Below are 24075 nucleotides of genomic sequence, written 5' to 3' on the forward strand. Positions count from 1 at the left end.
TGATCCGGTCCGCTCGACTTGCATGTATTAGGCACGCCGCCAGCGTTCGTCCTGAGCCAGGATCAAACTCTCCAAAAGAAAGTTGATTGGCTTCATTAGCGTCGACACCGAAGGTGTCGAAACGCTCACGCTTCGTTTCGTTCAGTTTTCAAGGAACGATCGCACTGCTTGGATACAAGGGATTTCATTTCCACACTAACTTGTCTCTCGCAAGCAGCTTCTTTATATTAGCATAACATCCTTTTGATGTCAACGGTTTTTTTCTTGCCCGTCGCGTCCGAACCGTTCGTCCGAGCAGCGACGTTATTTACTATATCACCTCAAAAACAAAAATGCAATACCTTTTTTATTTTTTTTTGCGACATCGCTGTCATCCCCATTTTTCGTTCGATTCATGATGGGAATGCGCCGCCCGCCGCCTTGGCAACTCGTTTTCCTAAAACAGACGAATACACGCAGCGGCGGATGCATACATTTCAATAATATATCGCTCACTTGATCCCCACTTTCTTGAAGGAGGCATCTTGGCGTTGATTCGCATCTTGTCATCTCCGTCCGGTTTTCACGTTGCCGACTCGTCCTCGCTTTCGCCCGGCGAACAGCGCATTTTGCACGCCCTTGTGTCTTCCCCCGAACTATATACGTACCAAAATGAACAGCAGCTCCTGTTTGAAATTAAACTTCGCAGCCACATCGTCCAAGCGGCGGTCGACTTGGCGAAAAGCCGGGCGCGGTTTGCCATTTTCCGTTTTTCACGCTGCAACAGCCAGTTTTGGGAGCGGGATGAGCGCGGAGGATTTCGGCTTCGGCCAGACGTTCTTCCGTCTGACGCCATTAACGATATTTTTGTCAACAGCGAATTGTACGCTTTTGAGTGCGCGACGGCGATCGTCATCGTTTTTTATAAAGCGGTGCTTGAGGTGATTGACGTGTCAGCGTTCAATCGTTTGTTTGCCCATTTGCTTCTGTATGACTGGCATACGGACAAAGACCTCGGCATCGAAACGAAAAAGGGAGAACACTTTCTCCCTGGGGACTGCCTTTATTTTAAAAACCCGGACGTTGATCCGCTGACACCGCAATGGCAAGGAGAGAACACCATTTACTTGGGCGATGGCTTGTTTTACGGACATGGCATCGGCATCGAGACAGCGGACGGCATCATCGCTGCGCTCAACCGAAGGCGAAAACGGGGGGCGACAAAGTCCGCCTACCTTCTGCCGCACATTACGCAGGTGAATTTTCTTTATTTGTCCCAATTCGCCCGCAACTTCGATGAATTTCGTCTGCCGCTTCGCCGCCTGCCATGGATCGCTGGGACGTTAGGGTCCGCTGCTTTCTTGTATCGTTAGCGGCCCTTTTTCGTTTTTCTCCCACAAATACAGTCCGATTCCTGTTAAAATAAAAATACCACCGATCCATTGAAACAGGCGGATCGGTTCATCGAGCAGCCAATATGCCAAAGCTGCCGCGCCAATCGGTTCAAACAAAATCGCCATCGACACCGTCGAGGCGCTCACCCATTTGACGGCCCAGTTCATCACCGAGTGGCCAAACAACGTCGGGACAACCGCCAAGGCGAGAAAACAAAGCCAGTCGGCCGGTTGGTAGGCGGTTAGCGAAAACCGGGACAAGACGGCGTACAAAAACAGCGTAGCCGCACTGAAGCTGTACACGATATACGTATACGTCATGAGGGACAACCGTTGGCGCACTTCCTGGCCGAACAGCCAGTACGCCGTCACCATCGCGCACGCCACCAACGCCAACATGTCCCCATAGAGCGCTTCGCCGCTGACGCGAAAATCGCCCCAGCTGATCAAGACGCTTCCGGCAATCGCCAAAACGGCGCTTGCGAGCGCGCCTGCCGTCAACCGCTCGCGGAAAAAGAGCGCTCCGCCCGCAAAAGCGAACAGCGGCTGCAGCGTCACGAGCACAACCGAGCTCGCTACCGATGTATAGTCAAGCGACTCAAACCAAAGAATAAAATGGAATGCAAGCAACACCCCGGAACAAATCGAAAACCACCAGTCACGCCGGGAAATGTGCTTCAGTTCGTGGATATGGCGAAGAAAAAACGGCGTCATGATGACAACCGCGAAAAAGAGCCGGTAAAACGCAATGACGGCCGACGGCGCCGCCGACCATTTGACGAAAATGGCCGATGTCGACACCGCGAGCGCGCCGATCAATAACGCAGCATACGATTTCGCCGTGCTTGGCGGCTTCATATTTCCATCTCCTTACCTATCGTTTTCTCAACCATTATATCACGAACGGAGTGAGAAAAAATGATGTTTGATCCGTTCCTCAAATTAGGGATTTCCGCCATCCTTGGACTCATTATCGGGTTGGAACGGGAATTGAAACGAAAACCGGTCGGGTTGAAAACGTGTCTTGTGATCTCCATTTCCAGTTGTTTGTTGACCATCGTCTCAATCGAGTCGGCGTACATTTTCCCGTCCCGGGATCATATTACAATGGACCCGCTCCGCCTTGCCGCGCAAATCGTATCCGGGGTTGGGTTCCTCGGAGCGGGCGTCATTTTGCGCCGCGGCAACGACAGCATCACCGGGCTGACGACCGCCGCGATCATTTGGGGGGCGGCAGGGATTGGCGTGGCGGTCGGCGCGGGCTTTTATTGGGAGTCGGCGTTCGGTGTGGCGCTGCTTATTGTCAGCGTCGAACTCATTCCATTTTTAATCAACTTTTTCGGTCCGAAGCAACTGCGCGAAAAAGAGGTGATGCTGCAAATTACAGTCGATGATGCGAAAAACATCGCCAAAGTGATTGACCACTTAAAACAGCAGCGCATCAATATTAAAACGATCCGCATTAAAGACGTTGAGGAAAATGAGCATCTGCTGAAATTAAAAGCCGTCATTGACCAAAAGCGCTCGACCGCCGACATTTATTACGCCATTCGCTCCATTGACGCCGTCGTCCATGTCGATATTGAAAGCGGCTGATGAAAAAAGATTGCAAACAGCCGCCAAACTATATATAATGGAACATGGACAGATGATCCATATCGTTCGGGGCATTAGCTCAGTTGGGAGAGCGTCGTGCTGGCAGCGCGAAGGTCACCGGTTCGAGCCCGGTATGCTCCATCCGTCAAACCCTTGCGCAGCAAGGGTTTTTTGTTTTTCTGATCTCAGGAAACGGCCATGAACCGTCACCCCGCGGCATTGTCCCGCCGCCTGCGCCTGGAGGCGGAAGGCGCGGGCTGTCTTTGACAGGAAATGGGGCGGGCCATCCCTATGCCCCCGCGATGTGCGATTCGAGCCGAACTCCCCTCCGGCTTTCACTCCGTTTCGAACAACCAAACCGCTCAACAAGCGCAACAGACAGCCGAACTTCCCTTCCGCTTCCACTTCGTTTTGAACGAGAGACTTCTTTCGGCGCTATGGCACTACCAAGGCTTGGGCCGTTTAGGGGGCGTCAAATTCTTGACATTCCGCCTTTCCCCGCGGCGGGATCAGCACGCCCAGGCAATGGGTTTCACGTTCTAGGCGGGCAAGCCTGATGCGCGTTCGGGAAACGGCTCCCCCTCGAATAGGAAGGCATGCGCAAACGGTGCTCCGATTCCCCCGCCCCCCTGGCCATCGATCTCACCCGTTCGGGCCGGTTTTGTATGTTTTCAACCGCTCCTCGAGCTCGCGGCGCGCCTGTTCGACGTCAAAGTCGTCGTCTTCCGGCGTGCTGTAATCCATGTTCAGCCAGTCAGGCACAATCTCGGTGCGGATCGGTTTTCGCACCGGCCGGCCGCCGTCGGATGGGGAAGGGGCGGATCGTTGTTTCAGCCGCTGTTCCCGAAACACAAGCCGCGCGGCGCGCACTTCGCCGACGGTGCGGTACCCTTTGTCGGCCCAGTCGCGCAAGACCGTTTCGACGTACGCCCATCGTTTTGCATCGTTTTCCACCGCGAGTTTCAGCGCCTCTAAAACCAATTCCTCCGACGTATCGCCCACCCACATATTGATTTTTTCCCGCAAATACCCGCCGATGGCTCCAAACCCGTTTTGCTCACAGAAACGGACAATCTCTTTGTACGTGCGCACGCGCGCGTCTTCTTCCTCTTCTCGTTTTCTCTCTGATGTCCTCTCTGTTGTTGTCTCTGGTATTGGTCTTGTCAAATTGAGCGCTTCGACCGTCTCATCTGACCAGCTGGACGGCTCATGTTGCGCGGACGAACGGTCCATTTGGCCCGTCGTCTGTTCAAGTTGGGCGCTCGAGGCGCCATTTTGGGCGCGACGCCCGCCGCCTTGACGGCTCAAAACATCCTCACGAACGGCCGCCGCGCTGTGCGACACCGTTGCAGCGGCGCCGTCAAGCGTCTGTTCACATTTTTCGCCCGCCAAATGTTTCGTGACTTCGGCAAGTTGGCTGTAGTCGATCCGGTACCATTTCGTTTTGTCGATTTTGGAACGATTGAAGTTGGCCGAAACGATGACGCCCATTTTTTCCAGTTTGGTGATCATTCGGCGGATGGTGCTTTCCGACCAGAACGGAAACTGTTGATGCCAGTCGCTGTATGTGTTGTACACCCAGCGATGGCCGTCGTGAATGTGCTCGCTTTTTTCAAGCCAATAGTGCAGCTGCTGCACGATGATGCTTTCGTTCAGCCCGATCGCCACAGCGAGTTGCGGCAACACGATTAACGGTTGGTCATCCAAAAGCAATTTCCCCATTCGCTCCCTCTCCTTCCCTTTCAACGTGAAAGTTCTTTATAAACGTTCCATTTTTTTGATAAACTTTCTTTGACGCCGCAGCAAATGATGCAAGAGCGTGAAAATCGCGATTTTTGCCTAATCGGAAGAAGAAAAGGAAGGAAAAAAGGGTGAAAATCGCCGATTGCAAGCGGAAAGGTCCGTTCGGCATTTAGGCTTTGAAACGAGCCGGCGCGGCTTGACGGCACATGTTGGCGAGGGGGATCGTGATGAGGCGAATGATGATCATGATCGTTTGTTGTTTGGTGATGGTAGTTCCGATCTATGCGGCCGCCCATCCTGGCGAGCTGGATGAATTGGGCGGACATTTCCGCAACAGCGACTGCACGTACTTGCTGCATGAACCGACTGCGCTCGCGAAACAGGCGAAAACGAAAGAAGAACTTGTCGAACTGATTCAGAAATACAACGGCAATGAACGATGCAAGCGGAACCTCACCCCTGACCGCATTGACCTCGACGGCCATGCGCTCGGCGGGAACGAGGACGAAGCGACGATTCGGCTCGGGCGCACGTATCAAGCTGAACTTGTCGAGTGCATTGACGGCGACACGGCGAAATTTCGCCTCAACGGCCGCGTGTATACGACGCGCTTTTTGTTCATCGATACGCCGGAAAGCACGATCGACGTCGAGCCGTATGGAAAAGAGGCGAGCCAGTTCACCTGCTCCCGCCTGCAAAAAGGCGGCATTGCGCTTGAGACGGACGGGAAGACGTTGTTTGACAAGTACCAGCGGCTGCTCGCCTGGGTGTGGGTGGACGGCCGCCTGCTGCAAGAGGAGATCGCCAAAGCGGGATTGGTGGAAGACTTTTATGACTATGGCGATTACAAATACGAAGACCGCGTCCGCGCCGCGCTGGACGAGGCGAAACGGACGGGGGCGGGCATGTACGGAAAGGGCGAGGCGGATGAAAAGCCAACGCCGAACGGGGCGGGCCAGCCGCCTGATGACAGGCGGCCTGAAGGCAACAAGCCGGCAAACGAGGCGCCCGCTGACAGCCCGTCCGCCGATCGTCCGTCTGCTGACAGCCAGCGCGCCGATCAACCGTCCGCTTCCGATCAAGAGGCGGCGCCGAAAGACCGCGCGGGCCATCCCGTTGTTTATACGTTGTTTGGTTTGTTGGCGGCGGCCGCGCTCTATTGGCTCGTCCGCCGGAGGACATGACCGGTGCGGGCGGACGATGGCGGCTCGAAACGCCCGACCGCCCGCGTCTCGGCCCCGTCAATGAAACAGCCTGTCCGGTGTGGACAGGCTGTTTTGGTGCAGGCTGCGGGACAACCCGCCGCTATTGTTTCGGAAGCAGCTCTTCAAGGGCGGCGTCATCACCGGCAATTCGCCCTTTCGCTGCCTCAAGCCGGCGAAAGCCGTATTTTTCGAGGCGCATGATTTGCCCATCGGTCAGATCGGTATACGCGATGACCGACGGCGTGCCGGACGATTTGTAAATCAAGTTGCCGGTCACCGGGCATTGAAAGGCGTCGGCGACAAATCCTTCGCCATCTTGAATCGTAAACAGCCGAATCGGCATGACGTTCATGTCATTCCCTCTTTCCTTGGCATTGTCATAATTATCCGTGCCCCATCCGGCGCCATTCTATACAAGCCGTTTGCCGACGATGACTAAATCGCGTTCGATGCCGTCAAGCTCAGCGATGCGCGGAAAATATCCCCATCGTTCAAACCCGAAGCGGGCAAAAAGCCGCAAGCTCGGCTCGTTATGGGCGAAAACAAAGCCGAGCAGCGTCTTGATCTCAAGAGCCGGCGCTTGGTCGATCGCCCGCTTGAGCAGCGTGGTGCCAAGCCCCCGGCCGCGGTGCGATTCGGCGATGTAAATGCTCACTTCCGCCGTATGGCGGTACGCCGGGCGGCCGTAAAACGACTGAAAGCTGAGCCAGGCGCAAATGGCGCCGCCGTCTTCCACGACCCAAAGTGGGCGGTGGTGCGGGTCATGGGCTGCAAACCACGCTTCACGGCTTTCAACGGTGACAGGCTCCAAGTCCGCCGTCACCATCCGGCTTGGGATCGTTTCGTTGTAGATGCGGACGATGTGCGGCAAATCGGCCGCCGTCGCATCGCGGATCACCCATTGTTCCATCCGAAATCCCCCCTTTTCCATCCGAAATCCCCCCTTTTCGATTCCTTTTTCGCGTCCAAAGCCGCTTTTTTCGCAGCGCATTTCAGTTCCAAAAGCGAAAAAACCGAGAGTATAATCATAACTATGTACAAACACAAAGAAAGGAGAACGACATGAAACGCCAGCTTGTCGTCTATCTCGTCTCGCTTGCCGCCTTTCTCGGCCCGTTTACACAGACGATTTACACTCCTATTTTACCAGAAGTGACAGCCGCGTTGGCGACTTCTTCGTTTTGGATCAACTTGACGATTTCCATTTTCACTTTTTTCTTGGCGATGATGCAAATCGTCTACGGGCCGCTCGCCGACCGGAAAGGGCGGCGGACGGTGTTGCTTGCCGGCGTCGGCATCTACGTCGCCGCCTCGCTCGGCTGCTTTTTCTCCACCTCCATTTATGCGCTTTTGTGTTTCCGCGCCTTGCAGGCCGTCGGCATCGCCGCCGGTTCGGTCGTCGCCGCTACGGTGATCGGCGATTTGTTTGCCGGGAAAGAGCGGGGCAGGGCGATGGGGACGTTTCAAATGATGGTGTCGCTCGGGCCTGTCATCGGGCCGATTGCCGGCGGATTGTTGGCGGAGCATTTTCCGTTTCACGCCGTCTTTTTGGCGCTCGTTGTCGCCGGCGGTTTGGTCGGCATCGGCAACTTTTTGTTTTTAAAGGAAACGAAGCCGGACACCGCCGCCTCCGCCCCGTTCCGCCTCTCCGACTTCGCCGCGGTGCTCCGCCATCGCGCCGGTTCGTCGATCGTTTTGCTTGGGTTTATGCAATATTACTCACTGTACAATTTTCTCGTCTTTTTGCCGGGCATCTTGACGGACCGCTACGGGTTGTCGGCGCAAGAAAAAGGGACGGTGTATTTGGCCATGTCGTCGATGATTGTCATCGGCAGCTTCCTCGGCGGCCGCCTTCAAGGGCGCTGGCCGGACCGGCACGTCATGGCGGCGGCGGCGTATTTGACGGTGGCGGCGATTTTCTTTTTCGTGATCGTCGCCGGGCGGTCGCTCGTGCTGCTAGTTTTGGCCATCGCCATGTTCGGCTTGTTTTTAGGCTTGTCGCTTCCGGTTCAGACGACCGTGTTGACGAACGTCTTTCAGGCGCGGCGCTCGACCGCCATCGGCGTCTACAATTTTTTCCGCTATATGGGCATGGCGTTCGGCCCGATGGTCGGGAGCGCGCTGTTTGCCATTGGCGGCTACCGTCTCGTCTATGCGGTCGACGATGTGCTCTTTTTCGCCTGCGCCTTGTTGTTGACAGCGCGCGCCGCCCGCATGGCCGGGCCGTCTTCTTCCGTCTGAACGGCGCGCCGCTTACGGGAAACCGGACGCCGCGCCGTAACAAAAGGGCGCTTCCGCTTGGGGCGCCTCCTAAAAAGCCGCATCCGGCGGCGAAAAACGCTCTCTCGTCTGAACATCGCGCCGCGGCAAAGACCGCGGCGGATCCCGCCCAGGCTTGCCTACCGCACCGCGCTTAGCCCAGCCGTTTTCCCGGCCGCCGCGCGAAGTGGACTGCTGCCGCTTCCCCCTTGCCGATGGTGGACGCGGGGGCCTCCCGGGTCATTCCGGCAAACGACCGGAATGGACCGGACCGTTCCTCTCGTTTCCAAAACGTCTCTCGCCTCCTCACGGGATTACGCCCTTCCGCTCCCGTTCGGACATCCGGTAAAAATAAAGCGCAAGCCCGGTCCGTTCCGGGCTTGCGCCGCCTGTGCGGCCGCGGTCTTTTCGCGCGCGCAACGCCGCTATTCGCTTTTGGCCGGTTCTTTTTTCCGCCATTTCATCAGCGTCTCGTAGACGATCGGGACGATGATCAACGTGAGAAGCGTCGAGCTCGTCAAGCCGCCGATGACCGTCACCCCTAGCCCTTTTGAAATCAACGCCCCGCCTTCCATGCCGACCGCCAGCGGCAGCAGGGCGCCGACCGTCGCGATGGCGGTCATGAGAATCGGGCGCAGGCGCGTGCCGGCCGCTTCCAAGAGGGCGTCGCGCACCGGCAGCCCTTCGCGTTCTTTCTGGATGACGCGGTCGATCAAGACGATCGCATTCGTCACGACAATCCCGATCAACATCAACATGCCGATCATCGCCGATATGCTGATCGTTTCGCCGGCGGCAAACAGCGCCAACAGCGCGCCGATGACGGCAAACGGCAGCGAGAACAAAATCGCAAACGGCGCCAGACCGCCGCCAAACGTGACGACAAGCACGAAATAGACGATGGCGACAGCCGCAAGCATCGCCAGCCCGAGCTGGGTGAACGACTCTTGAATGTCTTCCGTCACCCCTCCCATCCGGACGTCGACACCGGACGGAAGGCGCAGCTTGTCGAGTTCGTTTTGCACGTCCGCCGACACGTTGGCGACGTCTTTCGTTTTCACCTCCGCCGATACGCTCGCATACACGCGGCCGTCATGGCGCTGAATTTCGCTGTACGTATGCCCTTTTTTCAACTCGGCCACGTCCTCGATCGGCACTTGGATGCCAAGCGGCGACGGGATCGTTGTCTTCAGCAAATCGTGAATATCGGTGTATTGCTCTTTTTTGCCGGCCACGTAAACGTTGAGCTCTTCATCGTGTTGCTGGACTGTCGCAATCGCCTGGCGTTCGCCTTGGCCGGACAAAGCCGCGGCAATTTGGGCGGCCGTCAGCCCGAATTCGCTTAGTTTTTGTTGGTCGGCCATGATCGTATATTCGTCAAACCGGGCGGCCATGCTTGTTTTGACATTTGTCAAGGCTTCCTGGCGGCGCAAAATGTCCGCCACTTCCTCCACAACCGGTTCGATGTCTTCCATTTGATCGCCATAGACGTTGAGCTCAATGACATTCGAGGCGCCTGTGCCGGAAATATCTTGGCTTTGCCATTCCCCTTTGTCGCCGCGCCCCTCAAGCGCCTTCATCACCGTTTCCTTCTCTTCGGCAAAGCTTTTCACATCGGGATCATACTCGACATAAAACAGCGCCGCATTGTCTTGTCCCGGGTTCATCGGGTTGCCCCCGCCGACCGACAGTTGGATGTTCGCCACCCCGTCGCGCTTTTGGAAAAACGACTCGACTTCTTTGGCGATGCGCTCCACGTCATTGGCCGTTTGCCCCGGGGCGGGACTGTAGGTGGCGACGATCATCTTTTGTTCATCGGACGGCAAGAAGCTGACCCCGACGCGCGGAACGAGGAGTAAGCTGGCCGCAAGCAGCAATACGGCCGCGCCGCTGACGATCAGTTTATGGTCAAGCGACCAACGGAGCGCCGTTTTGTACCAGGCCGCCAAAAGGCTTTTCCGTTCCGGCGCCCGGGTGCGTTTCCTTGCCGCGCCATGGCGAAACAGCCCGTGGGCGAGCGCCGGGACGACGGTGACGGCGACAAGCAGCGAGGCGAGCAAGGCGAACACGATCGTCAACGCAAACGGCAAAAACAGCTCGCCAACCATCCCTTTGACCAATCCGAGCGGGAGAAACACCGCCACCGTCACAATCGTTGACGACGCGATCGGAATAAACATTTCGTTCGTCGCCGAAATGATCAGTTTTTTCCCGGCGAGCGGCTCACCCGGCAGCGTCATGCGCCGGTAAATGTTTTCCACAACGACGATCGAATCGTCGACGACGCGGCCGATCGCCACCGTCATGGCGCCAAGCGTCATCAGATTGAGCGTAATGTCCATCTCCCGCAGCAGCAAAATCGCGATCAACAGCGACAGCGGAATGGACACGACAGAAATGAACGTCGTGCGGATATTGCGCAAAAATACGAAGATGACAACGACCGCAAACAAGGCGCCGAACACCGCTTTGTTTACCATCGTGTCGACCGAATCTTCAATCGGCTTTCCTTGGTCAAACACGGTGATGATGCGCAAACCGTCATAACGCGCCTCGAGCTCTTTCATTTTTTCCTTGACGGCGTTGACGACCGCGACCGTATTGGCGTCTTGCGCCTTGACGATTTGCACGCCGATCGACGGCTCGCCGTTTGTCCGGGAAATCGATTCCGCTTTGGCGACGACGTTCACATCGGCAATGTCGCGCAGCGGAACGGACGGTGCACCCGTCTGGCCGAAAGCGCTGCCCCCCGCTCCCCCCATCGCCTGTCCGTGCCGGCCGGAAACGGCGCCTTGCATTTGGGCCGATGCTCCTTGACCTGACGTGATTCCTTGCATCTGGCCGGACGCTCCCATTCCTTCGCCGCCTGCCATCGGTGATGGCAGCGCTCCATTAGCAGAGGCAATCGGAATGCGGAGCGCTTTTAAGTCCTCGACCGTCACGATACGGCCGTCGACGACAACCGACTGTTCCTGATCCGCAAACGTGTACAGCCCGAGCGGAAGTGAAACGGCGGAAGCTTGAATGACGTTGATGACCGCCTGTTCAGTCAGCCCGTACTGCTTTAACTTCTGTTCATCAAACTGAATATGTACTTCTTGCATTTGCTGGCCGGCGACCTCCACCGAATCGACGCCGTCAATGCCCTCCAATTCCGGAACGACATGGCGCTCGACCGTTTCCGTCAGCTCGGCCAACGATTCATTTGGATGGGTGATGCTTAAGGAGATGACCGGAAACGCGGAAAAGCTGATCCGGGAAACGTCCGGCTCCTGCGCCCCGTCGGGCAGCTCCAAATGACCGAGCGCCTCTTTCACTTCGTTTTGCGCTCTTTCCATGTCTTTATCGAACTCATATTCAATTTGCACAAACGACGCATGCTGAAACGAAGAGGAGCGGACAACCGTGACCCCGTCCAAATGCTCGACCCGCTGTTCAATCGGTTCCGTCACCTTCTTGGCCACTTCTTCCGGAGTCGCCCCCGGATAGATTGTCGAAACGGAAATGAACGGGACGTTAATGTTCGGGATCGTTTCGAGCTTCATGTTCGCTCCTGAATACAACCCGGCGACCGCGACAATGATCGTCAAAATCCAAACAGCAAGTTTGTTGTTGAGCGAAAACTGAATGATTTTCCCCACGCGCTTCTCCCCTTCGGTTCGAGATCCATTTGATATTGACTTCATAGTCACTACCTATATGTTAATGACCAAACGGTCAGATGTCAAAAAGGAACGTCCTTCAAGGCAGAGCGTCCGCTCCCCCATTTCCCCCTGCCCGATGCACGATGGGACGGAGCGCATGGGGTGTTCCAATGTCGGCTGCAGCTTGCGGCCGAAAAAAAATCCGCCCCCAATCGGAGGCGGGTTTTTACCCTTCCTTCAGCTCGGCAACCGGTACGTCCCAGCGCTCATTGAGCCGGCCGTCGCGCAAGTGGACGGTCGCCATTTGCTTTTCCTCGTCATACCCGTCAATCCACACCGACACCCCGTTGTAGTACACCGGAATATCGGCAGGGGATGAAACGATTTGTTTGACGCGGTTCATCTCCATCGCCGCTTTCCCCCTTTCTGTCGCATTCCGTTTCCTAGTATGCGTGGAAACAGGAATGATTATGCAAAAATGGTTCACACTAAAGAAGGAAGCGATGAAAAGAGGGATGGATGGTGAAAACGAAAGATTTGCTTGTCTCCTATTGGCGGATGCCGGCTATTCTCCGTCTGTTTGCCGCTGCCAGCGCCATGATCGTGTTGTTTGGCGCACTCATGCGCCTCATTGAACCGAAGACGTTTCGCACCGTCTTTGACGGCATTTGGTGGGCGATTGTGACCGCCGCCACGATCGGCTACGGCGATATCGTGCCAAAAACGATCGCCGGAAAACTTGCCGCCATCGTGCTCATCACACTTGGCACCGGGATTATCACCGCCTACTTCGCTTCCGTCTCCGCGGCGGCCGCCGCCCAGGAAACGGCGCATACGAGCGGGCAACTTCCGTATACGGAGCGGGGACATGCCATTATTGTCGGCTGGAATGAGCGGGCGCGCGAAGTGTTGGCTCGCCTCGTACAGCGCGACTCCTCGCTCCGTTTTGTGCTCGTCGATGCCACCGTGCCGTCCCATCCGATGCCGGACGTTCCCGTTCACTTTATTAAAGGTCCGGCTGGCGATGATGCCGTGCTGAAGAAGGCCAATATCAGCCATGCCCGGTTTGTGCTCATTACCGCCGACCCGCACAAAGCGGAAGAGGAGGCGGATAAGGATACGATCGTCACACTGCTTGCCGCCAAAAGCCTGAACCCGTCGGTGTACGCCATCGTGGAAATTTTGACCGGCCGAAACGTCCAAAACGCCTTTCGCGCCGGGGCCGATGAAGTGATTCGGACAAACTTGTTGGCCAGTTTCGCCATGGCGGCCAGCCTTCGCTCGCCGGGAGTCGCCGGCGCGCTTGAAAGGATGCTCGGCCGCTTTGGCGAACAAACGCTCCGTCTTCTCGATCCCGACGAACAACAAATCGGACAGCCGTTTCACACCGTGCAACAGCAACTATTCGAGCAAAACGTGACATTGCTCGGCGTCGTCCGCGGCGACAACGGAAACATTTCCGTTTTGCCGCAACGCCCCATTAAAGAGGGCGACCGCCTGTTCGTGTTCGTTCCTTAATCGAGCAGGCGGCGCTCCAGTTCTTGCACGAGCGCTTTGCCGACGGAAATGTACGGCTCCGGAACGGTCGCGTCCGGGTCTTGCGGTTCAGCGAACTGGTTGAACGCTGCTCCTGCGTTGCCGACATCGGCGAAATCGTCAATCCCTCTTTGGTATTTATGCGCAAGCAAAAACGGCCTTCCGAGCTCCACCGTCGTCCCATGTGAATCAAGCTGCCCATCGACCGCTTGAAACGGCACACGCAAAAATTGGTAGCCTACATGATCCGCGATTTTGTAATCGAAATAGCCATGATCGTAATCCCAGCCGCCGCCGATCACATACCCCATCGGCTTTAATTGCCCTTCCAAATCATGCAGTTGAAATTGTTTTCCTTCCAAACGGGATGGAAGTTCAATCATCGACAACCCCTCCTTTCTTTTTATCGTTTCCCGTTTGGCGGCAATTATTTGCCCGCGGCGGCTTCAGACGCCTGGCGAAAAACGGCAGGGGCGATATAGACGCGCCCGGGCGCCGGACGGCCGGTTCACGACGGGGTCAGGCCATAAAAAACGCCTCTTCCCCCGCAAAAGGGAAGAGGCGCTTTTTCCGCCGTTTGGGGCGCGCCGCGGCATGGCGGACAGCGGTGAACCGCGTTGTCATTTCAACCGTTTTTCCAGCTCTTCTTTCAGCTGCTCATACCCTGGTTTGCCCAAAAGGGCGAACATGTTTTTCTTGTACGCCTCGACACCCGGCTGGTCGAACGGGTTGACGCCGAGCAAATAGCCGCTCATGGCGCACGCTTTTTCAAAGAAGTAGACGAGGTAGCCGAACGTGTATTCATCGAGCTTCGGCAAGGTGACGACCAAGTTCGGCACGCCGCCGTCGGTATGGGCGAGCAGCGTCCCTTCGAACGCTTTCGTGTTGACGAAATCGACCGTTTGTCCCGCCAAATAGTTGAGTCCGTCAAGGTCGTTGTCTTCCGCTTCGATGACCAATTCATGGCGCGGCTCTTCGAGTTTCAGCACCGTTTCAAACAAATCGCGGCGGCCTTCTTGAATGTATTGGCCGAGCGAATGCAAGTCGGTCGAAAAGTCGGCCGACGCCGGGTAAATCCCTTTTTGGTCTTTCCCTTCGCTTTCGCCAAACAATTGCTTCCACCATTCGGCGAAATAGTGCAAGGCCGGTTCGTAGTTTACAAGCAGCTCGATCGTTTTCCCTTTGTTGTACAAAATGTTGCGGATGGCGGCGTATTGGTAGGCGGCGTTGTCCTCAAGCTCCGAGGAGCTGAAATCATCGCGCGCTTTCGCCGCCCCTTCCATCATCGCGTCAATGTCCGCGCCGCTCGCGGCAATCGGCAGCAGCCCGACGGCGGTCAGCACCGAATAGCGGCCGCCGATGTCGTCCGGAATGACAAACGTTTCATACCCTTCCTCCTCCGCAAGCGTCCGCAACGCGCCGCGCGCCCGGTCGGTCGTCGCATAAATGCGGCGGCGCGCTTCGTCTTTGCCGTATTTGTCTTCGAGCAATTTGCGGAAAATGCGGAAGGCGATCGCCGGTTCGGTCGTCGTTCCTGATTTGGAAATGACGTTGATCGAGAACTCTTTTCCTTCTAGAAAATCGATCACGTCTTTCATGTACGTCGAACTGATGTTGTTGCCGACGAAGATGATTTGCGGCGCGTTTCGCTTTTCGTTCGGCAAGGCGTTATAGAACGAGTGATGCAGCATCTCAATCGCCGCGCGCGCCCCGAGGTACGAGCCGCCGATGCCGATCACAAGAAGGACATCGGAGTCTGATTGAATCTTGTTCGCCGCCTGCTTGATGCGGGCAAATTCGTCTTTGTCGTAATCGACCGGCCAATCGAGCCAGCCTAAAAAGTCGCTTCCGGTGCCCGTTTTTTCATGGAGCGAGTGGTGCGCGACTTTCACCGCATCGCGCAAGTATGTAAGTTCATGTTCGCCAAAAAAGGCGAGGGCTTTCGAATAATCGAAACGAATATGGGTCATCCAATTCCGCCTCCTCTTCCATAATCATTGCCTTCTTTCACTTTAGCGGAACGGACAAGGGAAATCAAGCGACGCCCCTAGTCGAAAGCGGATTCAATTCCGACAATTTTCGCCGCGCCATATCGCTTTCCCCGGCAGCCAATGCGCCATGGTCTTTCCCGAGGCGAAGCGATCAGCGGGAAACCGTTGTTGCGGTGCGGCCGCCATCGAAAAAACCGGCCTCACTGTTGGGCCGGCTTGTAAAGGTTCTTATAAAGAGGCGCGCAAAATGGCGCGCACGTCGTCGCGGTTCAGTGTCTTGAAACGGCCGAACTCACCGAACGCCATGGCTTTGTCGGCCATAAGGTCCAACTTGTCATCCCCGATGCCGTAATCCGCCAGCCGCGAGGGCGCCCCAAGGCTTGACCAGAAGGCGCGCAGCCGTTCAATGCCTTCAAGCGCCACATCGCGCTCCGCTTTTCCGGCCGGGTCGACTCCGAAGACGCGCACTGCGAGCTGGGCGAAGCGGCTCACGTTTTCGTCCAAAACGTGCTTCATCCAGTTCGGAAACAAAATCGCCAAACCGCCGCCGTGCGGAATGTCGTACACCGCGGAAACGGCATGCTCAATATCGTGCGTCGCCCAGTCGCCGCGCACGCCCATTTGCAGAAATCCGTTTAAGGCGATCGTGCCCGAGTACATGATCGTCTCGCGCAGCTCGTAGTTTTCCAAGTCGTTGACCAGCTTCGGCGCCGTCTCGATGACGGTGTTGAGCACCGCTTCGCACATCCGGTCTTGCAGCGGCGTGTTCGGTACATGGTGGAAATATTGCTCAAACACATGCGACATGATATCGACGATGCCATAAACGGTTTGGTCTTTCGGAACCGTCATCGTATACGTCGGGTCCAAAATCGAAAACTGCGGAAATGTCACCGGGCTTCCCCAGCCGTATTTTTCTTTTGTCTCCCAGTTCGTGATCACTGAACCGGCGTTCATTTCCGAGCCGGTCGCCGCCAGTGTCAAGATCGTTCCAAACGGCAAGGCTTCATGGACGGGCGCTTTTTTCGTAATAAACTCCCACGGATCGCCGTCAAATTTCGCCCCGGCCGCGATCGCTTTCGTACAATCGATGACACTGCCGCCGCCGACTGCCAGCAAAAACTCAATCCCTTCGCGCCGGCAAATGTCCACCCCTTTGCGGACGGTCGAAACGCGCGGGTTCGGCTCAACGCCCGGCAGCTCCGTGACCTTGGCGCCGATGCTTGCCAATATGTTGATCACTTGATCGTACAAGCCGCTCCGTTTGATGCTGCCGCCGCCGTAAACGAGCAGCACGTTTTTGCCGTACTGCGGCACTTCTTGCTTCAGCTGCTCAATCTCCCCCCGTCCGAAAATGAGTTTCGTCGGGTTGCGAAACGTAAAATGTTGCATATGTATCTTCCTCCTTTTGCCTCTATTATGGCGATGCCCGCCATTGATGTAAAGCCGGACGCTTCGGCGACAAATCATGCATATTTTCCACCGTGGTGACCCATTCTATAAGTGAATGAAGAAAATGTCCAAAGGAGGCGTACATGATGGGAGCATGGCAGCGCATTGCCTTGTTGTTGACGATCATTGGCGCGATCAACTGGGGACTGATTGGATTTTTTCAATTTGATTTGGTCGCGGCCATTTTCGGCGGCCAAGACGCCGTCTGGTCGCGCATTATTTACAGCCTCGTCGGCATCGCCGGCCTGATCAACTTAGCGCTGCTGTTCAAACCGGCCGAAGAGCTGGAGCGCACTGAACCGAAAGCAACGCGCACATAACGCGGGACACTCACCGCCTGGCGGTGGGTGTCTTATTTTTTCGGTAAATCTTCCTTCTTTGATTGCTCAATCCATTCACGCAATTTTTCTTTCAACGGGCGAAAACCGGGCTCAAGGGGCATTTTCATGCGCGCCTGGCGCTTTTCCTTCTCCCCGCCCGGTTCGAGCGCCTTTAAGGATAAGCTCGCCCGCCCCGCCTTATAGTCGACATCAAGCACTTTGACGGTCACTTCGTCACCGACATTGACATACTCACGCACATCTTTCACAAATTGATGAGAGATTTCCGAAATATGAATTAATCCTTGCATGCCGTCCTCAAGCTGGACGAACGCGCCATATGGCTGAATGCCCGTCACCTTCCCTTTCGCAATCGTTCCTCGTTTCATCGTTGACAAGCAAAACACTCCTATTGGTTAGATTCATCGTTTCTGTATTATAACATAACCGAAAGGGAAAACCCAAAAAAAGATGTTCCGCCCAAGGCGGAACATCATCGGTTACAGGCGTTCCAAAAACCGTTTCATTCGTTTAACAGCTTCTTGCAGCTGTTCAAGCGACGAAGCGTACGAACAGCGAATATAGCCTTCCCCGCTTTGGCCGAAGACGTTGCCGGGGACAACAGCCACTTTTTCTTCCAAAAGCAGCTGTTCGGCGAACTGTTCGGACGTCAAACCGGTATGGCGAATGGACGGAAACGCGTAAAACGCACCGCCCGGCACGTGGCATGGCAGCCCGATTTCATTGAGCGAGGCAACGAAATAGTTGCGCCGCCGCCGATAGCTGTTGCGCATTTGCTCGACATCGTGCTCCCCGTTGCGGAGCGCTTCAAGGGCACCGTATTGCGCCATCGTCGGCGCGCACATCATCGCGTATTGATGGATTTTCAACATCGCCTGCAAAATGTCTTCCGGCGCGGCAGCAAAGCCAAGCCGCCACCCGGTCATCGCAAATCCTTTCGAAAAACCGGAAATCAAAATCGTCCGTTCGCGCATGCCGTTAACGGCGGCCATGCTCATATACTCGCCTTCATACGTCAGCTCGGCGTAAATTTCGTCGGCAATGACAAGCAAATCATGCGCCTCGGCCAGGCGGGCGAGCGCTTCAAGCTCGGCCGGGCTGAATACCGTTCCGGTTGGGTTGTTCGGCGAACAAATCACAACCGCCTTCGTCCGTTCGGTAATCGCCTGCTCCAGCTGCGCCAAATTGAGTTGAAACCCGTCAGCGCCGGACGTCCGAACGGACACCGGCGTCCCGCCGGCGAGCACGACGAGCGGCTCGTAAGCGACGAAGCTCGGTTCGACCACGATCACTTCATCGCCCGGGTCCACAATCGCCCGGAGCGCCAAATCAATGGCCTGGCTCGCCCCGACCGTCACCAAAATTTCCGTCTCCGGCCGATAGCAGACGCGAAACTTGCGGCGCAAATAGGCGGCAATTTCTTGGCGCAGCTCAGGCAGCCCGGCGTTTGCTGTATACGATGTATAGCCTTGCTCGAGCGACAAAATGCTCGCCTCCCGGATGCCCCACGATGTGACAAAGTCCGGCTCGCCGACGCCAAGCGAAATGACGCCCTCCATGCCGGAGGCGAGATCAAAAAAGCGGCGGATGCCGGACGGCTTCAAGCCTGCGACCGTTTCCGACACATACGTTTTTCTCGTTTGCGGCTTCATGGCGCCACCACGATGCGGCGATCTTGATCTCCTTGGTCAAAGATGATACCGTCATGCTTATATTTTTTTAAAATGAAATGGGTTGTCGTCGAAATGACGGAATCAAGCGTCGACAGTTTTTCGGAAACGAATTGGGCCACTTCCGTCATCGACCGTCCTTCAATGACGACCGACAAATCGTAGGCGCCGGACATTAAATACACCGATTTCACTTCCGGAAAACGGTAAATGCGCTCCGCCACCTCATTAAAGCCGACGCCGCGCTTCGGGGTCACTTTCACATCGATCATCGCTGTCACCCCTTCATGGCCGTCCGCCTTGTGCCAGTCGACGAGCGCTGTATACTGGACGATCACTTTCGCTTCTTCCAATTTTTTTACGAGCGCTTCCGTTTCGTCTACCGGTAAATCGATCATTTTCGCCAGCACATCGATCGGGGTTCGCGCATCTTTTTCCAATATTTCGATAATTTCCAGTTCTTTATCGCTCAGTTTCACGGAACATCCCTCCACTTGAACGGTTTCACCGGATCAGCCGCCCGGCTGATGGGCGTCATGACGTTAACGAACAAGACGCGCTTTGTTTCAGCTCGAGCAGCCGGCCGGCGAGTTTTAGACAGTCGCGAAAAGGAATGGGCTTGTCAAAGGCGAATTCATATATAGACTGAATACGGGCAGCGAGCTTGCGGGCATCATCCGTGTCGTATACGGCCTGAAGCACGTCGATCGCCTCCACCTCGTACGCGCCGTTTCCGCAGCCGAACGGATCCCAGGCGCCAACGGTCTCAAGAAGCAGCCGGTTCAATCGTTGTCCGTCCATGCGCCGCCATCCACCTTCTTTCCTTAGATATGTGATATAACAAATTATAAGCGATCGATTTTAAAAAAAGAAGGGAGAAGATGCAACAATGTTTTCATTTGACCGCGTGATTGAGCGCCGGGGCACGTCATCGGTGAAATGGGATGACGTTGAGCGGGTGTTCGGCCACGAAGACGTCTGGCCGATGTGGGTCGCCGATATGGATTTTCCGGCGCCGGCCGAGGTGCAAGAAGCGTTATGGCAGCGGGTCAAGCACGGGGTGTTTGGCTACACGGTTATTCCCGATTCGTTGAACGACGCGGTGTGCGAATGGCTCAAACGCCGTCACGATTGGGAAATCGACCCGGAGTGGCTCGTGTTTGCCCACGGTGTCGTGCCGGCGGTCTCCGCCGCCATTGAGGCGTTTTCCGAACCGGGGGATGGCGTCGTCGTCTTTTCCCCGGTCTATCGTCCGCTGTTTGATCTCGTTCGCCGCCACGGCCGCACGCTCCGCTCCAGTCCGCTTCAGTTGACGAAAGAGAACTACGCCATCGACTGGGACGACTTGGAGCGAAAACTGCCCGGAGCGAAGCTGCTCATCCTTTGCCACCCGCATAACCCGGGCGGCAAAGTGTGGACGAACGAAGACCTGCAGCGGCTCGGGGAGCTGTGCCTGAAGCACGGCGTCTTCGTCTTATCGGACGAAATTCACGCCGATTTGACGCTGCCGCCGCACCGGCATGTGCCGTTTGCCGCGCTTCGCCCCGAATTCGCGGCGCAAAGCGCCACCTTCCGCGCGCCGACGAAAACGTTCAACTTGGCCGGCTTGCAGGCGGCCGAAGCGGTCATTCCCGACGATTCGCGGCGCCGGGCGTTCCGCCGCGTTCAGCATCGGCACGGCTTTTTTACGTTGAATGCGTTCGCCGTTGTCGGGGCCGAAGCCGCGTACCGATACGGCGGGCCGTGGCTCGACGCCTTGCTGGCTTATTTACGGGAAAACATCGGCATGACCGCCGCCTATTTAGCCGACCGCCTGCCGGCGCTTCGCCCCGTCCGGCCGCAGGCGACATATCTCGTCTGGATCGACTGCCGCGGCCTCGGCCTCCCGGAAGCGGAGTTGAAACGGCGGCTTCTGGAAAAAGGAAAACTGGCCGTTGAGTTCGGCAGCAAATTCGGGGAGGAAGGAACCGGCTTCATCCGTCTGAACGTTGCCTGCCCGCGCCCGACACTCGAAGAAGGGCTGCGGCGATTGACCGTGGCGCTGGGCGGGCAGTAACGGAAGGGGAAGCAGGTGAATGCCTGACGCCGCCCCCCTTTCGGGACACAACCGCCGCGGCCGGCGCCGACGAAAAGCCGCTTTCCGGCGCAGCTGCCAAAGAAAAAGGCACGGCAAGCCGAAAAAAACGGCGCGGGCCGCCTTGCTTGCCAACTAAGCGGCGCGCCGGGATGGCGGCCTTCCGGTGCCGGCCATGAAACAAGGGGCTCTCACGCGAGCCCCTTGTTTCATGACGACTTGATTTCCCCGCAGGCGATGCGCCCGCCGGCATCTCCCGCCGGCTGGGTCATGCCGTCGTCTTTCTTGGCGTGAATGACGATCGACGTGCCGTCTTTCGTCAACAGCGATCCTTTTTCCCCTTCTTTTAGCGTCACGTTCGGCGCCGTCAGTTCGACGTTGACCGTGCCATCGTCTTTTACAATAATGTTCGGCAAGTCGCCGGCGTGCGCCCCTTCCGGATGGAGAAGGCCGTGCTTTTTCCCGTCCGGGTTGTAATGCCCGCCCGCCGACTGAAAATCAGGCGGCTGGCAGCTGCCTTTTTCATGAATATGAATGGCGCGCTCCCCCGGCGGAAGCCCTTCCAAATCGAGCTTCAACCGCACTCCTTCGGCTTGCTCCGTCAATTCCACCGTACCGATCGGATCGCCGTCCGCATTGATCATCTCCACCGTCCGGCTCGTGCCATCCTCCTGGCCGCAGCCGGATAAAACGAGCGCCGCGGCGAAAAGAAGGGCATATTTCCTCTGCAACACAACACTCCCCCCAGCATGGCCAATGTTAGCTGCCAGTATTGCCGAAAGGAGCTTCGTTTATACATCCGACTTCCGCCCGGACTCGTCCTTTTGGCCGAGCAGCTGCTGTTCGAGCCGCTTCGCTTCCTTCTCCTGGCGCCGGGAAATCAAAACGATAAGCCGCATCGTCAGTATGGCAATAAGGAGAAAAACCGAAAAGGAAATTGCCGCGGGAATATACTCACGCTTATCTTCCGGAAAGTATAAAAATAAATAAAGCATCCATGGCCACATCGTAAACAACCTCTCCGCCGTGAATGATCCACCACCTACACTTCGCTTAGAGGTGGGGGCTTCAAGCGACTTGTGTGTGTTCGCCGAACGGTAAGCCACACACAAGAACCTTTTACGCTTCCCTTCGTTCCGAAGGTGTCCGTTCTCGCCATATTCTATCATATTCGTTGGCTAACGCCAACCGACATTCATCTCCCACTTTCCCTTCGCTTCGAAGCGGGAGACTTCTTTCGGAAAGATGTTAAAATTGTCCGTTCACATTGTAACACAAAAAAGCTGCCGCCAATGCAGCAGCTATAACGCGAATTTTTTCCGCAGCTGGGTGAAATCAATCCGCTCCCCGATCGTCGGCGGCTTCGTCTTCGTTAAATACTTTTTGTCGTTTTCAATGAGCCGGAAGATCGTGTAGGCGGTAAACGCATCATCAAGCGCGCAATGGGCTTTTCCAATCCCTTCGTTTCCATACTCTTGCACGGCCTTGCGCAATCCGGTTTGATTTTTGTTGCCGAAAAACCGTTTATACTCCATCGCCAAATCGCGGTGTTCACCGGTGAACGGAAACCCGACCCGCGCCGACTGGCAGTTTTCCCGGAGCACTTTCATATCCATGCTTCCCCACGTCACGACCGTCGTCGGGCGTTCACGGTCATATTGCCGGAGCAAGGAAACGAGCTCATAAAAACTGATTCCGCCGTCAATTTGCTCTTGGGTGATGTTGAGAAATGACTTGCACCGGTCGGTGAGCTGCGGGAAACGGAGCGGTTTCACATAAGCGGAAAATTGGTTTGCGATTTGCCCGTCCATGACCGCCACGAGGCCCACTTCGATAATTTCCGGGCAAAATCCATCCGGGTTCGTTTTCGACTCCGGCATCGTAAATTCAAAATCGAGAAACAAATATTGCGGAACGTCCATCGTCGCTTCCCCCCTTTCTGATGCATAGCCACAGTCCGTCTTACTATTATTATATCATGGGGAAGCGATTGTTTATTTCTTTTTTCAGAAAATGGCGAAAAAGAGGCGAATGTCGGAAAGACATGGAATGGCCCCGAAAGAAAAAGATCCTGCTGCCTTCTCTCATCTTTTTGCGCTCTTCGCCAATGTTTCCCTCCGTTCGGCCAAATCATCGCGAACCGTCCCTTCCCACGGGCGGACTCCCGAATAATACGCCGCACGGCTGATCAAATGGGCCGACACCGGGGAGGTTAAGAAAATAAAGACAATGGCCAGCAGCAAACGGGAATTGACATGATCGTGCCTAAACCAAAAATGCAGCAACGTTCCCGTCAAAATGAGCATAATGCCAAGGGTGGTGCTTTTGCTAATGGCATGGCTTCTCGTATAAATGTCGGGAAGGCGGAGGGCGCCGATGGCGGAGATCACCGTTAAGAGCGCGCCGGCGACGACAAGCAGCACGACCAATCCCTCAATGATTTCCGTCACGTTCAATCACGACCCCTTTTTGCAAAAATTTCGCAAATGCCGCCGTACCGAGAAACGCCAAAATTCCGATCAGCAAAATAATTTCCAAAAACACGCTCGTCTCTAGCACGATCGACAGCACCGCCACCATCCCCGCGAGACAAATCCCGATCGCATCTAGGGCAATGACCCGGTCCGCTACCGTCGGCCCTTTGACAACCCGGTAAAGGAAACAAAGAATCGCCAGCGCCAAAAGTGCGAGCGCTACATAGAACATCATCGTCATCGGCTCACCTCCAAAATCGTTTTTTCAAATGATGTTTTGATTTGCCGGATCACTTCATCCACATCCGGGGCATCAATCGTATGAATATAAATCAGTTTCTTGTCATCCGAGACATCGATCACAAACGTCCCCGGCGTCAAAGTAATCAAGCTCGACAACAGCGTAATTTCCCAGTCCTTTTTCACTTCAAGAGGAAGGGCGAAAATGCAAGGTTTCATGTCCAGCGACGGGGACAGGACGATTTTGAGCACCGCCCAGTTGGCCAGCAGCAGTTCTTTCATGAAAATCACCGTCAACTTTCCGATGACAAACAGCGGGACGACGTAAAATGTTGTCGAAAAATATCGCCGCAGTGCGAACATGATGCCAAGCCCAAGGAGATACCCAATCACAAATGATGACCCGGTAAACGAATCGGCCAGAAACATCCACACGAACGCCAGTACCACATTCAGCAGCAATTGCTGTGCCATTTG

Annotated in this window: 27 protein-coding genes, 1 tRNA gene and 1 rRNA gene; 8 read left to right on the forward strand and 21 right to left on the reverse strand. The window is 55.9% G+C overall.

Annotation, left to right across the window (positions count from 1 at the left end):
- Window positions 1–78 (reverse strand): 16S ribosomal RNA (locus tag ACTVDO_RS10100); the annotation flags it as partial.
- 452 nt (window positions 79–530) lie between these two features.
- Here ACTVDO_RS10100 and ACTVDO_RS10105 point away from each other — a divergent pair.
- A complete protein-coding gene (locus tag ACTVDO_RS10105) occupies window positions 531–1352 on the forward strand; it encodes a protein-glutamine gamma-glutamyltransferase (RefSeq protein WP_041267997.1) in 822 nt (273 codons plus the stop codon).
- Here ACTVDO_RS10105 and ACTVDO_RS10110 read toward each other — a convergent pair.
- Window positions 1323–2231, reverse strand: coding sequence for a DMT family transporter (locus tag ACTVDO_RS10110; RefSeq protein ID WP_020961035.1), 909 nt, complete (start codon window positions 2229–2231; stop codon window positions 1323–1325). The genes ACTVDO_RS10105 and ACTVDO_RS10110 overlap by 30 nt on opposite strands.
- A 60-nt stretch (window positions 2232–2291) precedes the next feature.
- Between ACTVDO_RS10110 and ACTVDO_RS10115 the strand changes: the two genes are divergently transcribed.
- Window positions 2292–2969, forward strand: a complete 678-nt coding sequence (locus ACTVDO_RS10115) for an MgtC/SapB family protein (protein WP_020961036.1) — start codon at window positions 2292–2294, stop codon at window positions 2967–2969.
- Window positions 2970–3037: 68 nt separating this feature from the next.
- Window positions 3038–3110 (forward strand) — tRNA-Ala (locus ACTVDO_RS10120).
- A gap of 501 nt (window positions 3111–3611) precedes the next feature.
- Here ACTVDO_RS10120 and ACTVDO_RS10125 read toward each other — a convergent pair.
- On the reverse strand, window positions 3612–4691 hold the full coding sequence (locus ACTVDO_RS10125; protein WP_020961038.1) for a DnaD domain-containing protein: 1080 nt from the start codon (window positions 4689–4691) through the stop codon (window positions 3612–3614).
- Window positions 4692–4939: 248 nt separating this feature from the next.
- Here ACTVDO_RS10125 and ACTVDO_RS10130 point away from each other — a divergent pair, with 248 nt between their 5' ends.
- Window positions 4940–5896, forward strand: coding sequence for a thermonuclease family protein (locus ACTVDO_RS10130; protein WP_020961039.1), 957 nt, complete (start codon window positions 4940–4942; stop codon window positions 5894–5896).
- Window positions 5897–6017: 121 nt separating this feature from the next.
- Here ACTVDO_RS10130 and ACTVDO_RS10135 read toward each other — a convergent pair whose 3' ends face one another.
- Both ACTVDO_RS10135 and ACTVDO_RS10140 read right to left on the reverse strand, forming a co-directional pair.
- The gene (locus ACTVDO_RS10135; protein ID WP_020961040.1) at window positions 6018–6269 is read right to left on the reverse strand and encodes a hypothetical protein; all 252 of its coding nucleotides are present in this window, start codon (window positions 6267–6269) and stop codon (window positions 6018–6020) included.
- A 57-nt stretch (window positions 6270–6326) separates the two neighbouring features.
- Entirely contained in the window at window positions 6327–6827 is a 501-nt protein-coding gene (locus ACTVDO_RS10140; RefSeq protein ID WP_020961041.1) for a GNAT family N-acetyltransferase, read from the reverse strand.
- Window positions 6828–6979: 152 nt separating this feature from the next.
- Here ACTVDO_RS10140 and ACTVDO_RS10145 point away from each other — a divergent pair, with 152 nt between their 5' ends.
- On the forward strand, window positions 6980–8158 hold the full coding sequence (locus ACTVDO_RS10145) for an MFS transporter (protein ID WP_020961042.1): 1179 nt from the start codon (window positions 6980–6982) through the stop codon (window positions 8156–8158).
- A 158-nt stretch (window positions 8159–8316) separates the two neighbouring features.
- Here the strand turns inward: ACTVDO_RS10145 and ACTVDO_RS10150 are convergent, their stop codons facing one another.
- The 3 genes from ACTVDO_RS10150 to ACTVDO_RS10160 all read right to left on the reverse strand — a co-directional run bounded on the left by ACTVDO_RS10150 (window position 8317) and on the right by ACTVDO_RS10160 (window position 12229).
- Window positions 8317–8466, reverse strand: a complete 150-nt coding sequence (locus ACTVDO_RS10150; RefSeq protein WP_158413369.1) for a hypothetical protein — start codon at window positions 8464–8466, stop codon at window positions 8317–8319.
- Window positions 8467–8601: 135 nt separating this feature from the next.
- Complete coding sequence (locus ACTVDO_RS10155; RefSeq protein WP_020961044.1) at window positions 8602–11817, reverse strand: efflux RND transporter permease subunit; 3216 nt, start codon at window positions 11815–11817, stop codon at window positions 8602–8604.
- Between the two features lie 229 nt (window positions 11818–12046).
- The gene (locus ACTVDO_RS10160) at window positions 12047–12229 is read right to left on the reverse strand and encodes an H-type small acid-soluble spore protein (RefSeq protein ID WP_442901462.1); all 183 of its coding nucleotides are present in this window, start codon (window positions 12227–12229) and stop codon (window positions 12047–12049) included.
- A 113-nt stretch (window positions 12230–12342) separates the two neighbouring features.
- Between ACTVDO_RS10160 and ACTVDO_RS10165 the strand changes: the two genes are divergently transcribed.
- Window positions 12343–13338: a potassium channel family protein gene (locus ACTVDO_RS10165; protein ID WP_041268000.1), complete on the forward strand. Its 996-nt coding sequence runs from the start codon at window positions 12343–12345 to the stop codon at window positions 13336–13338.
- On the opposite strand, the gene ACTVDO_RS10170 is transcribed toward ACTVDO_RS10165, so the two are convergent.
- From ACTVDO_RS10170 to ACTVDO_RS10180, 3 genes are all read right to left on the reverse strand, one after another.
- Window positions 13335–13739, reverse strand: coding sequence for a YugN-like family protein (locus ACTVDO_RS10170; protein WP_442901463.1), 405 nt, complete (start codon window positions 13737–13739; stop codon window positions 13335–13337). The two genes, ACTVDO_RS10165 and ACTVDO_RS10170, sit on opposite strands and share 4 nt — an antisense overlap.
- Before the next feature lie 237 nt (window positions 13740–13976).
- A complete protein-coding gene (locus tag ACTVDO_RS10175; protein WP_020961049.1) occupies window positions 13977–15326 on the reverse strand; it encodes a glucose-6-phosphate isomerase in 1350 nt (449 codons plus the stop codon).
- A 249-nt stretch (window positions 15327–15575) separates the two neighbouring features.
- A complete protein-coding gene (locus ACTVDO_RS10180) occupies window positions 15576–16739 on the reverse strand; it encodes an iron-containing alcohol dehydrogenase (RefSeq protein ID WP_442901464.1) in 1164 nt (387 codons plus the stop codon).
- Window positions 16740–16885: 146 nt separating this feature from the next.
- Here ACTVDO_RS10180 and ACTVDO_RS10185 point away from each other — a divergent pair, with 146 nt between their 5' ends.
- Window positions 16886–17119, forward strand: a complete 234-nt coding sequence (locus ACTVDO_RS10185; RefSeq protein WP_020961051.1) for a DUF378 domain-containing protein — start codon at window positions 16886–16888, stop codon at window positions 17117–17119.
- Between the two features lie 32 nt (window positions 17120–17151).
- On the opposite strand, the gene yugI is transcribed toward ACTVDO_RS10185, so the two are convergent.
- The 4 genes from yugI to ACTVDO_RS10205 form a co-directional block, all read right to left on the reverse strand.
- Entirely contained in the window at window positions 17152–17517 is a 366-nt protein-coding gene (gene yugI, locus ACTVDO_RS10190; RefSeq protein ID WP_020961052.1) for a S1 domain-containing post-transcriptional regulator GSP13, read from the reverse strand.
- A 102-nt stretch (window positions 17518–17619) separates the two neighbouring features.
- Window positions 17620–18792, reverse strand: a complete 1173-nt coding sequence (locus ACTVDO_RS10195; RefSeq protein WP_020961053.1) for an aminotransferase — start codon at window positions 18790–18792, stop codon at window positions 17620–17622.
- Window positions 18789–19289 (reverse strand): Lrp/AsnC family transcriptional regulator, encoded by a 501-nt coding sequence (locus ACTVDO_RS10200; protein ID WP_020961054.1) that lies wholly within the window; start codon window positions 19287–19289, stop codon window positions 18789–18791. The genes ACTVDO_RS10195 and ACTVDO_RS10200 overlap by 4 nt, the downstream gene beginning before the upstream one ends.
- A gap of 55 nt (window positions 19290–19344) precedes the next feature.
- Window positions 19345–19611, reverse strand: a complete 267-nt coding sequence (locus tag ACTVDO_RS10205) for a DUF1871 family protein (RefSeq protein ID WP_020961055.1) — start codon at window positions 19609–19611, stop codon at window positions 19345–19347.
- 88 nt (window positions 19612–19699) lie between these two features.
- On the opposite strand from ACTVDO_RS10205, the gene ACTVDO_RS10210 reads away from it, so the two are divergent.
- On the forward strand, window positions 19700–20866 hold the full coding sequence (locus ACTVDO_RS10210) for a MalY/PatB family protein (RefSeq protein WP_442901465.1): 1167 nt from the start codon (window positions 19700–19702) through the stop codon (window positions 20864–20866).
- Between the two features lie 227 nt (window positions 20867–21093).
- On the opposite strand, the gene ACTVDO_RS10215 is transcribed toward ACTVDO_RS10210, so the two are convergent.
- The 6 genes from ACTVDO_RS10215 to ACTVDO_RS10240 form a co-directional block, all read right to left on the reverse strand.
- Window positions 21094–21618 carry a superoxide dismutase family protein gene (locus ACTVDO_RS10215; protein ID WP_023817724.1) on the reverse strand — a complete coding sequence of 175 codons (525 nt, stop codon included), beginning with the start codon at window positions 21616–21618 and terminating at the stop codon, window positions 21094–21096.
- Window positions 21619–21675: 57 nt separating this feature from the next.
- Window positions 21676–21891, reverse strand: coding sequence for a hypothetical protein (locus ACTVDO_RS10220; RefSeq protein WP_020961059.1), 216 nt, complete (start codon window positions 21889–21891; stop codon window positions 21676–21678).
- Window positions 21892–22185: 294 nt separating this feature from the next.
- Window positions 22186–22806: a 3'-5' exonuclease KapD gene (gene kapD / locus ACTVDO_RS10225; RefSeq protein WP_020961060.1), complete on the reverse strand. Its 621-nt coding sequence runs from the start codon at window positions 22804–22806 to the stop codon at window positions 22186–22188.
- 162 nt (window positions 22807–22968) lie between these two features.
- Window positions 22969–23340, reverse strand: a complete 372-nt coding sequence (mnhG, locus tag ACTVDO_RS10230) for a monovalent cation/H(+) antiporter subunit G (RefSeq protein WP_020961061.1) — start codon at window positions 23338–23340, stop codon at window positions 22969–22971.
- Complete coding sequence (locus tag ACTVDO_RS10235; protein WP_020961062.1) at window positions 23318–23599, reverse strand: Na(+)/H(+) antiporter subunit F1; 282 nt, start codon at window positions 23597–23599, stop codon at window positions 23318–23320. Before ACTVDO_RS10235 ends, mnhG begins: the two co-directional genes overlap by 23 nt.
- Complete coding sequence (locus tag ACTVDO_RS10240) at window positions 23596–24072, reverse strand: Na+/H+ antiporter subunit E (RefSeq protein WP_020961063.1); 477 nt, start codon at window positions 24070–24072, stop codon at window positions 23596–23598. Before ACTVDO_RS10240 ends, ACTVDO_RS10235 begins: the two co-directional genes overlap by 4 nt.
- Between the last annotated feature and the right edge of the window lie 3 nt (window positions 24073–24075).

It is taken from the genome of Geobacillus sp. BK01, assembly GCF_052220245.1.
Lineage (GTDB): Bacteria > Bacillota > Bacilli > Bacillales > Anoxybacillaceae > Geobacillus.

What these genes read in the sequence shown, in the direction of transcription:
- ACTVDO_RS10110 (WP_020961035.1), bottom strand. Translation starts at nt 2,231, where the DNA reads ATGAAGCCGCCAAGCACGGCGAAATCGTATGCTGCGTTATTGATCGGC.
- ACTVDO_RS10115 (WP_020961036.1), top strand. Translation starts at nt 2,292, where the DNA reads ATGATGTTTGATCCGTTCCTCAAATTAGGGATTTCCGCCATCCTTGGA.
- ACTVDO_RS10125 (WP_020961038.1), bottom strand. Translation starts at nt 4,691, where the DNA reads ATGGGGAAATTGCTTTTGGATGACCAACCGTTAATCGTGTTGCCGCAA.
- ACTVDO_RS10130 (WP_020961039.1), top strand. Translation starts at nt 4,940, where the DNA reads ATGAGGCGAATGATGATCATGATCGTTTGTTGTTTGGTGATGGTAGTT.
- ACTVDO_RS10135 (WP_020961040.1), bottom strand. Translation starts at nt 6,269, where the DNA reads ATGAACGTCATGCCGATTCGGCTGTTTACGATTCAAGATGGCGAAGGA.
- ACTVDO_RS10140 (WP_020961041.1), bottom strand. Translation starts at nt 6,827, where the DNA reads ATGGAACAATGGGTGATCCGCGATGCGACGGCGGCCGATTTGCCGCAC.
- ACTVDO_RS10145 (WP_020961042.1), top strand. Translation starts at nt 6,980, where the DNA reads ATGAAACGCCAGCTTGTCGTCTATCTCGTCTCGCTTGCCGCCTTTCTC.
- ACTVDO_RS10160 (WP_442901462.1), bottom strand. Translation starts at nt 12,229, where the DNA reads ATGGAGATGAACCGCGTCAAACAAATCGTTTCATCCCCTGCCGATATT.
- ACTVDO_RS10170 (WP_442901463.1), bottom strand. Translation starts at nt 13,739, where the DNA reads ATGATTGAACTTCCATCCCGTTTGGAAGGAAAACAATTTCAACTGCAT.
- ACTVDO_RS10175 (WP_020961049.1), bottom strand. Translation starts at nt 15,326, where the DNA reads ATGACCCATATTCGTTTCGATTATTCGAAAGCCCTCGCCTTTTTTGGC.
- ACTVDO_RS10180 (WP_442901464.1), bottom strand. Translation starts at nt 16,739, where the DNA reads ATGCAACATTTTACGTTTCGCAACCCGACGAAACTCATTTTCGGACGG.
- ACTVDO_RS10185 (WP_020961051.1), top strand. Translation starts at nt 16,886, where the DNA reads ATGGGAGCATGGCAGCGCATTGCCTTGTTGTTGACGATCATTGGCGCG.
- ACTVDO_RS10195 (WP_020961053.1), bottom strand. Translation starts at nt 18,792, where the DNA reads ATGAAGCCGCAAACGAGAAAAACGTATGTGTCGGAAACGGTCGCAGGC.
- ACTVDO_RS10205 (WP_020961055.1), bottom strand. Translation starts at nt 19,611, where the DNA reads ATGGACGGACAACGATTGAACCGGCTGCTTCTTGAGACCGTTGGCGCC.
- ACTVDO_RS10210 (WP_442901465.1), top strand. Translation starts at nt 19,700, where the DNA reads ATGTTTTCATTTGACCGCGTGATTGAGCGCCGGGGCACGTCATCGGTG.
- ACTVDO_RS10220 (WP_020961059.1), bottom strand. Translation starts at nt 21,891, where the DNA reads ATGTGGCCATGGATGCTTTATTTATTTTTATACTTTCCGGAAGATAAG.
- kapD (WP_020961060.1), bottom strand. Translation starts at nt 22,806, where the DNA reads ATGGACGTTCCGCAATATTTGTTTCTCGATTTTGAATTTACGATGCCG.
- ACTVDO_RS10235 (WP_020961062.1), bottom strand. Translation starts at nt 23,599, where the DNA reads ATGACGATGATGTTCTATGTAGCGCTCGCACTTTTGGCGCTGGCGATT.
- ACTVDO_RS10240 (WP_020961063.1), bottom strand. Translation starts at nt 24,072, where the DNA reads ATGGCACAGCAATTGCTGCTGAATGTGGTACTGGCGTTCGTGTGGATG.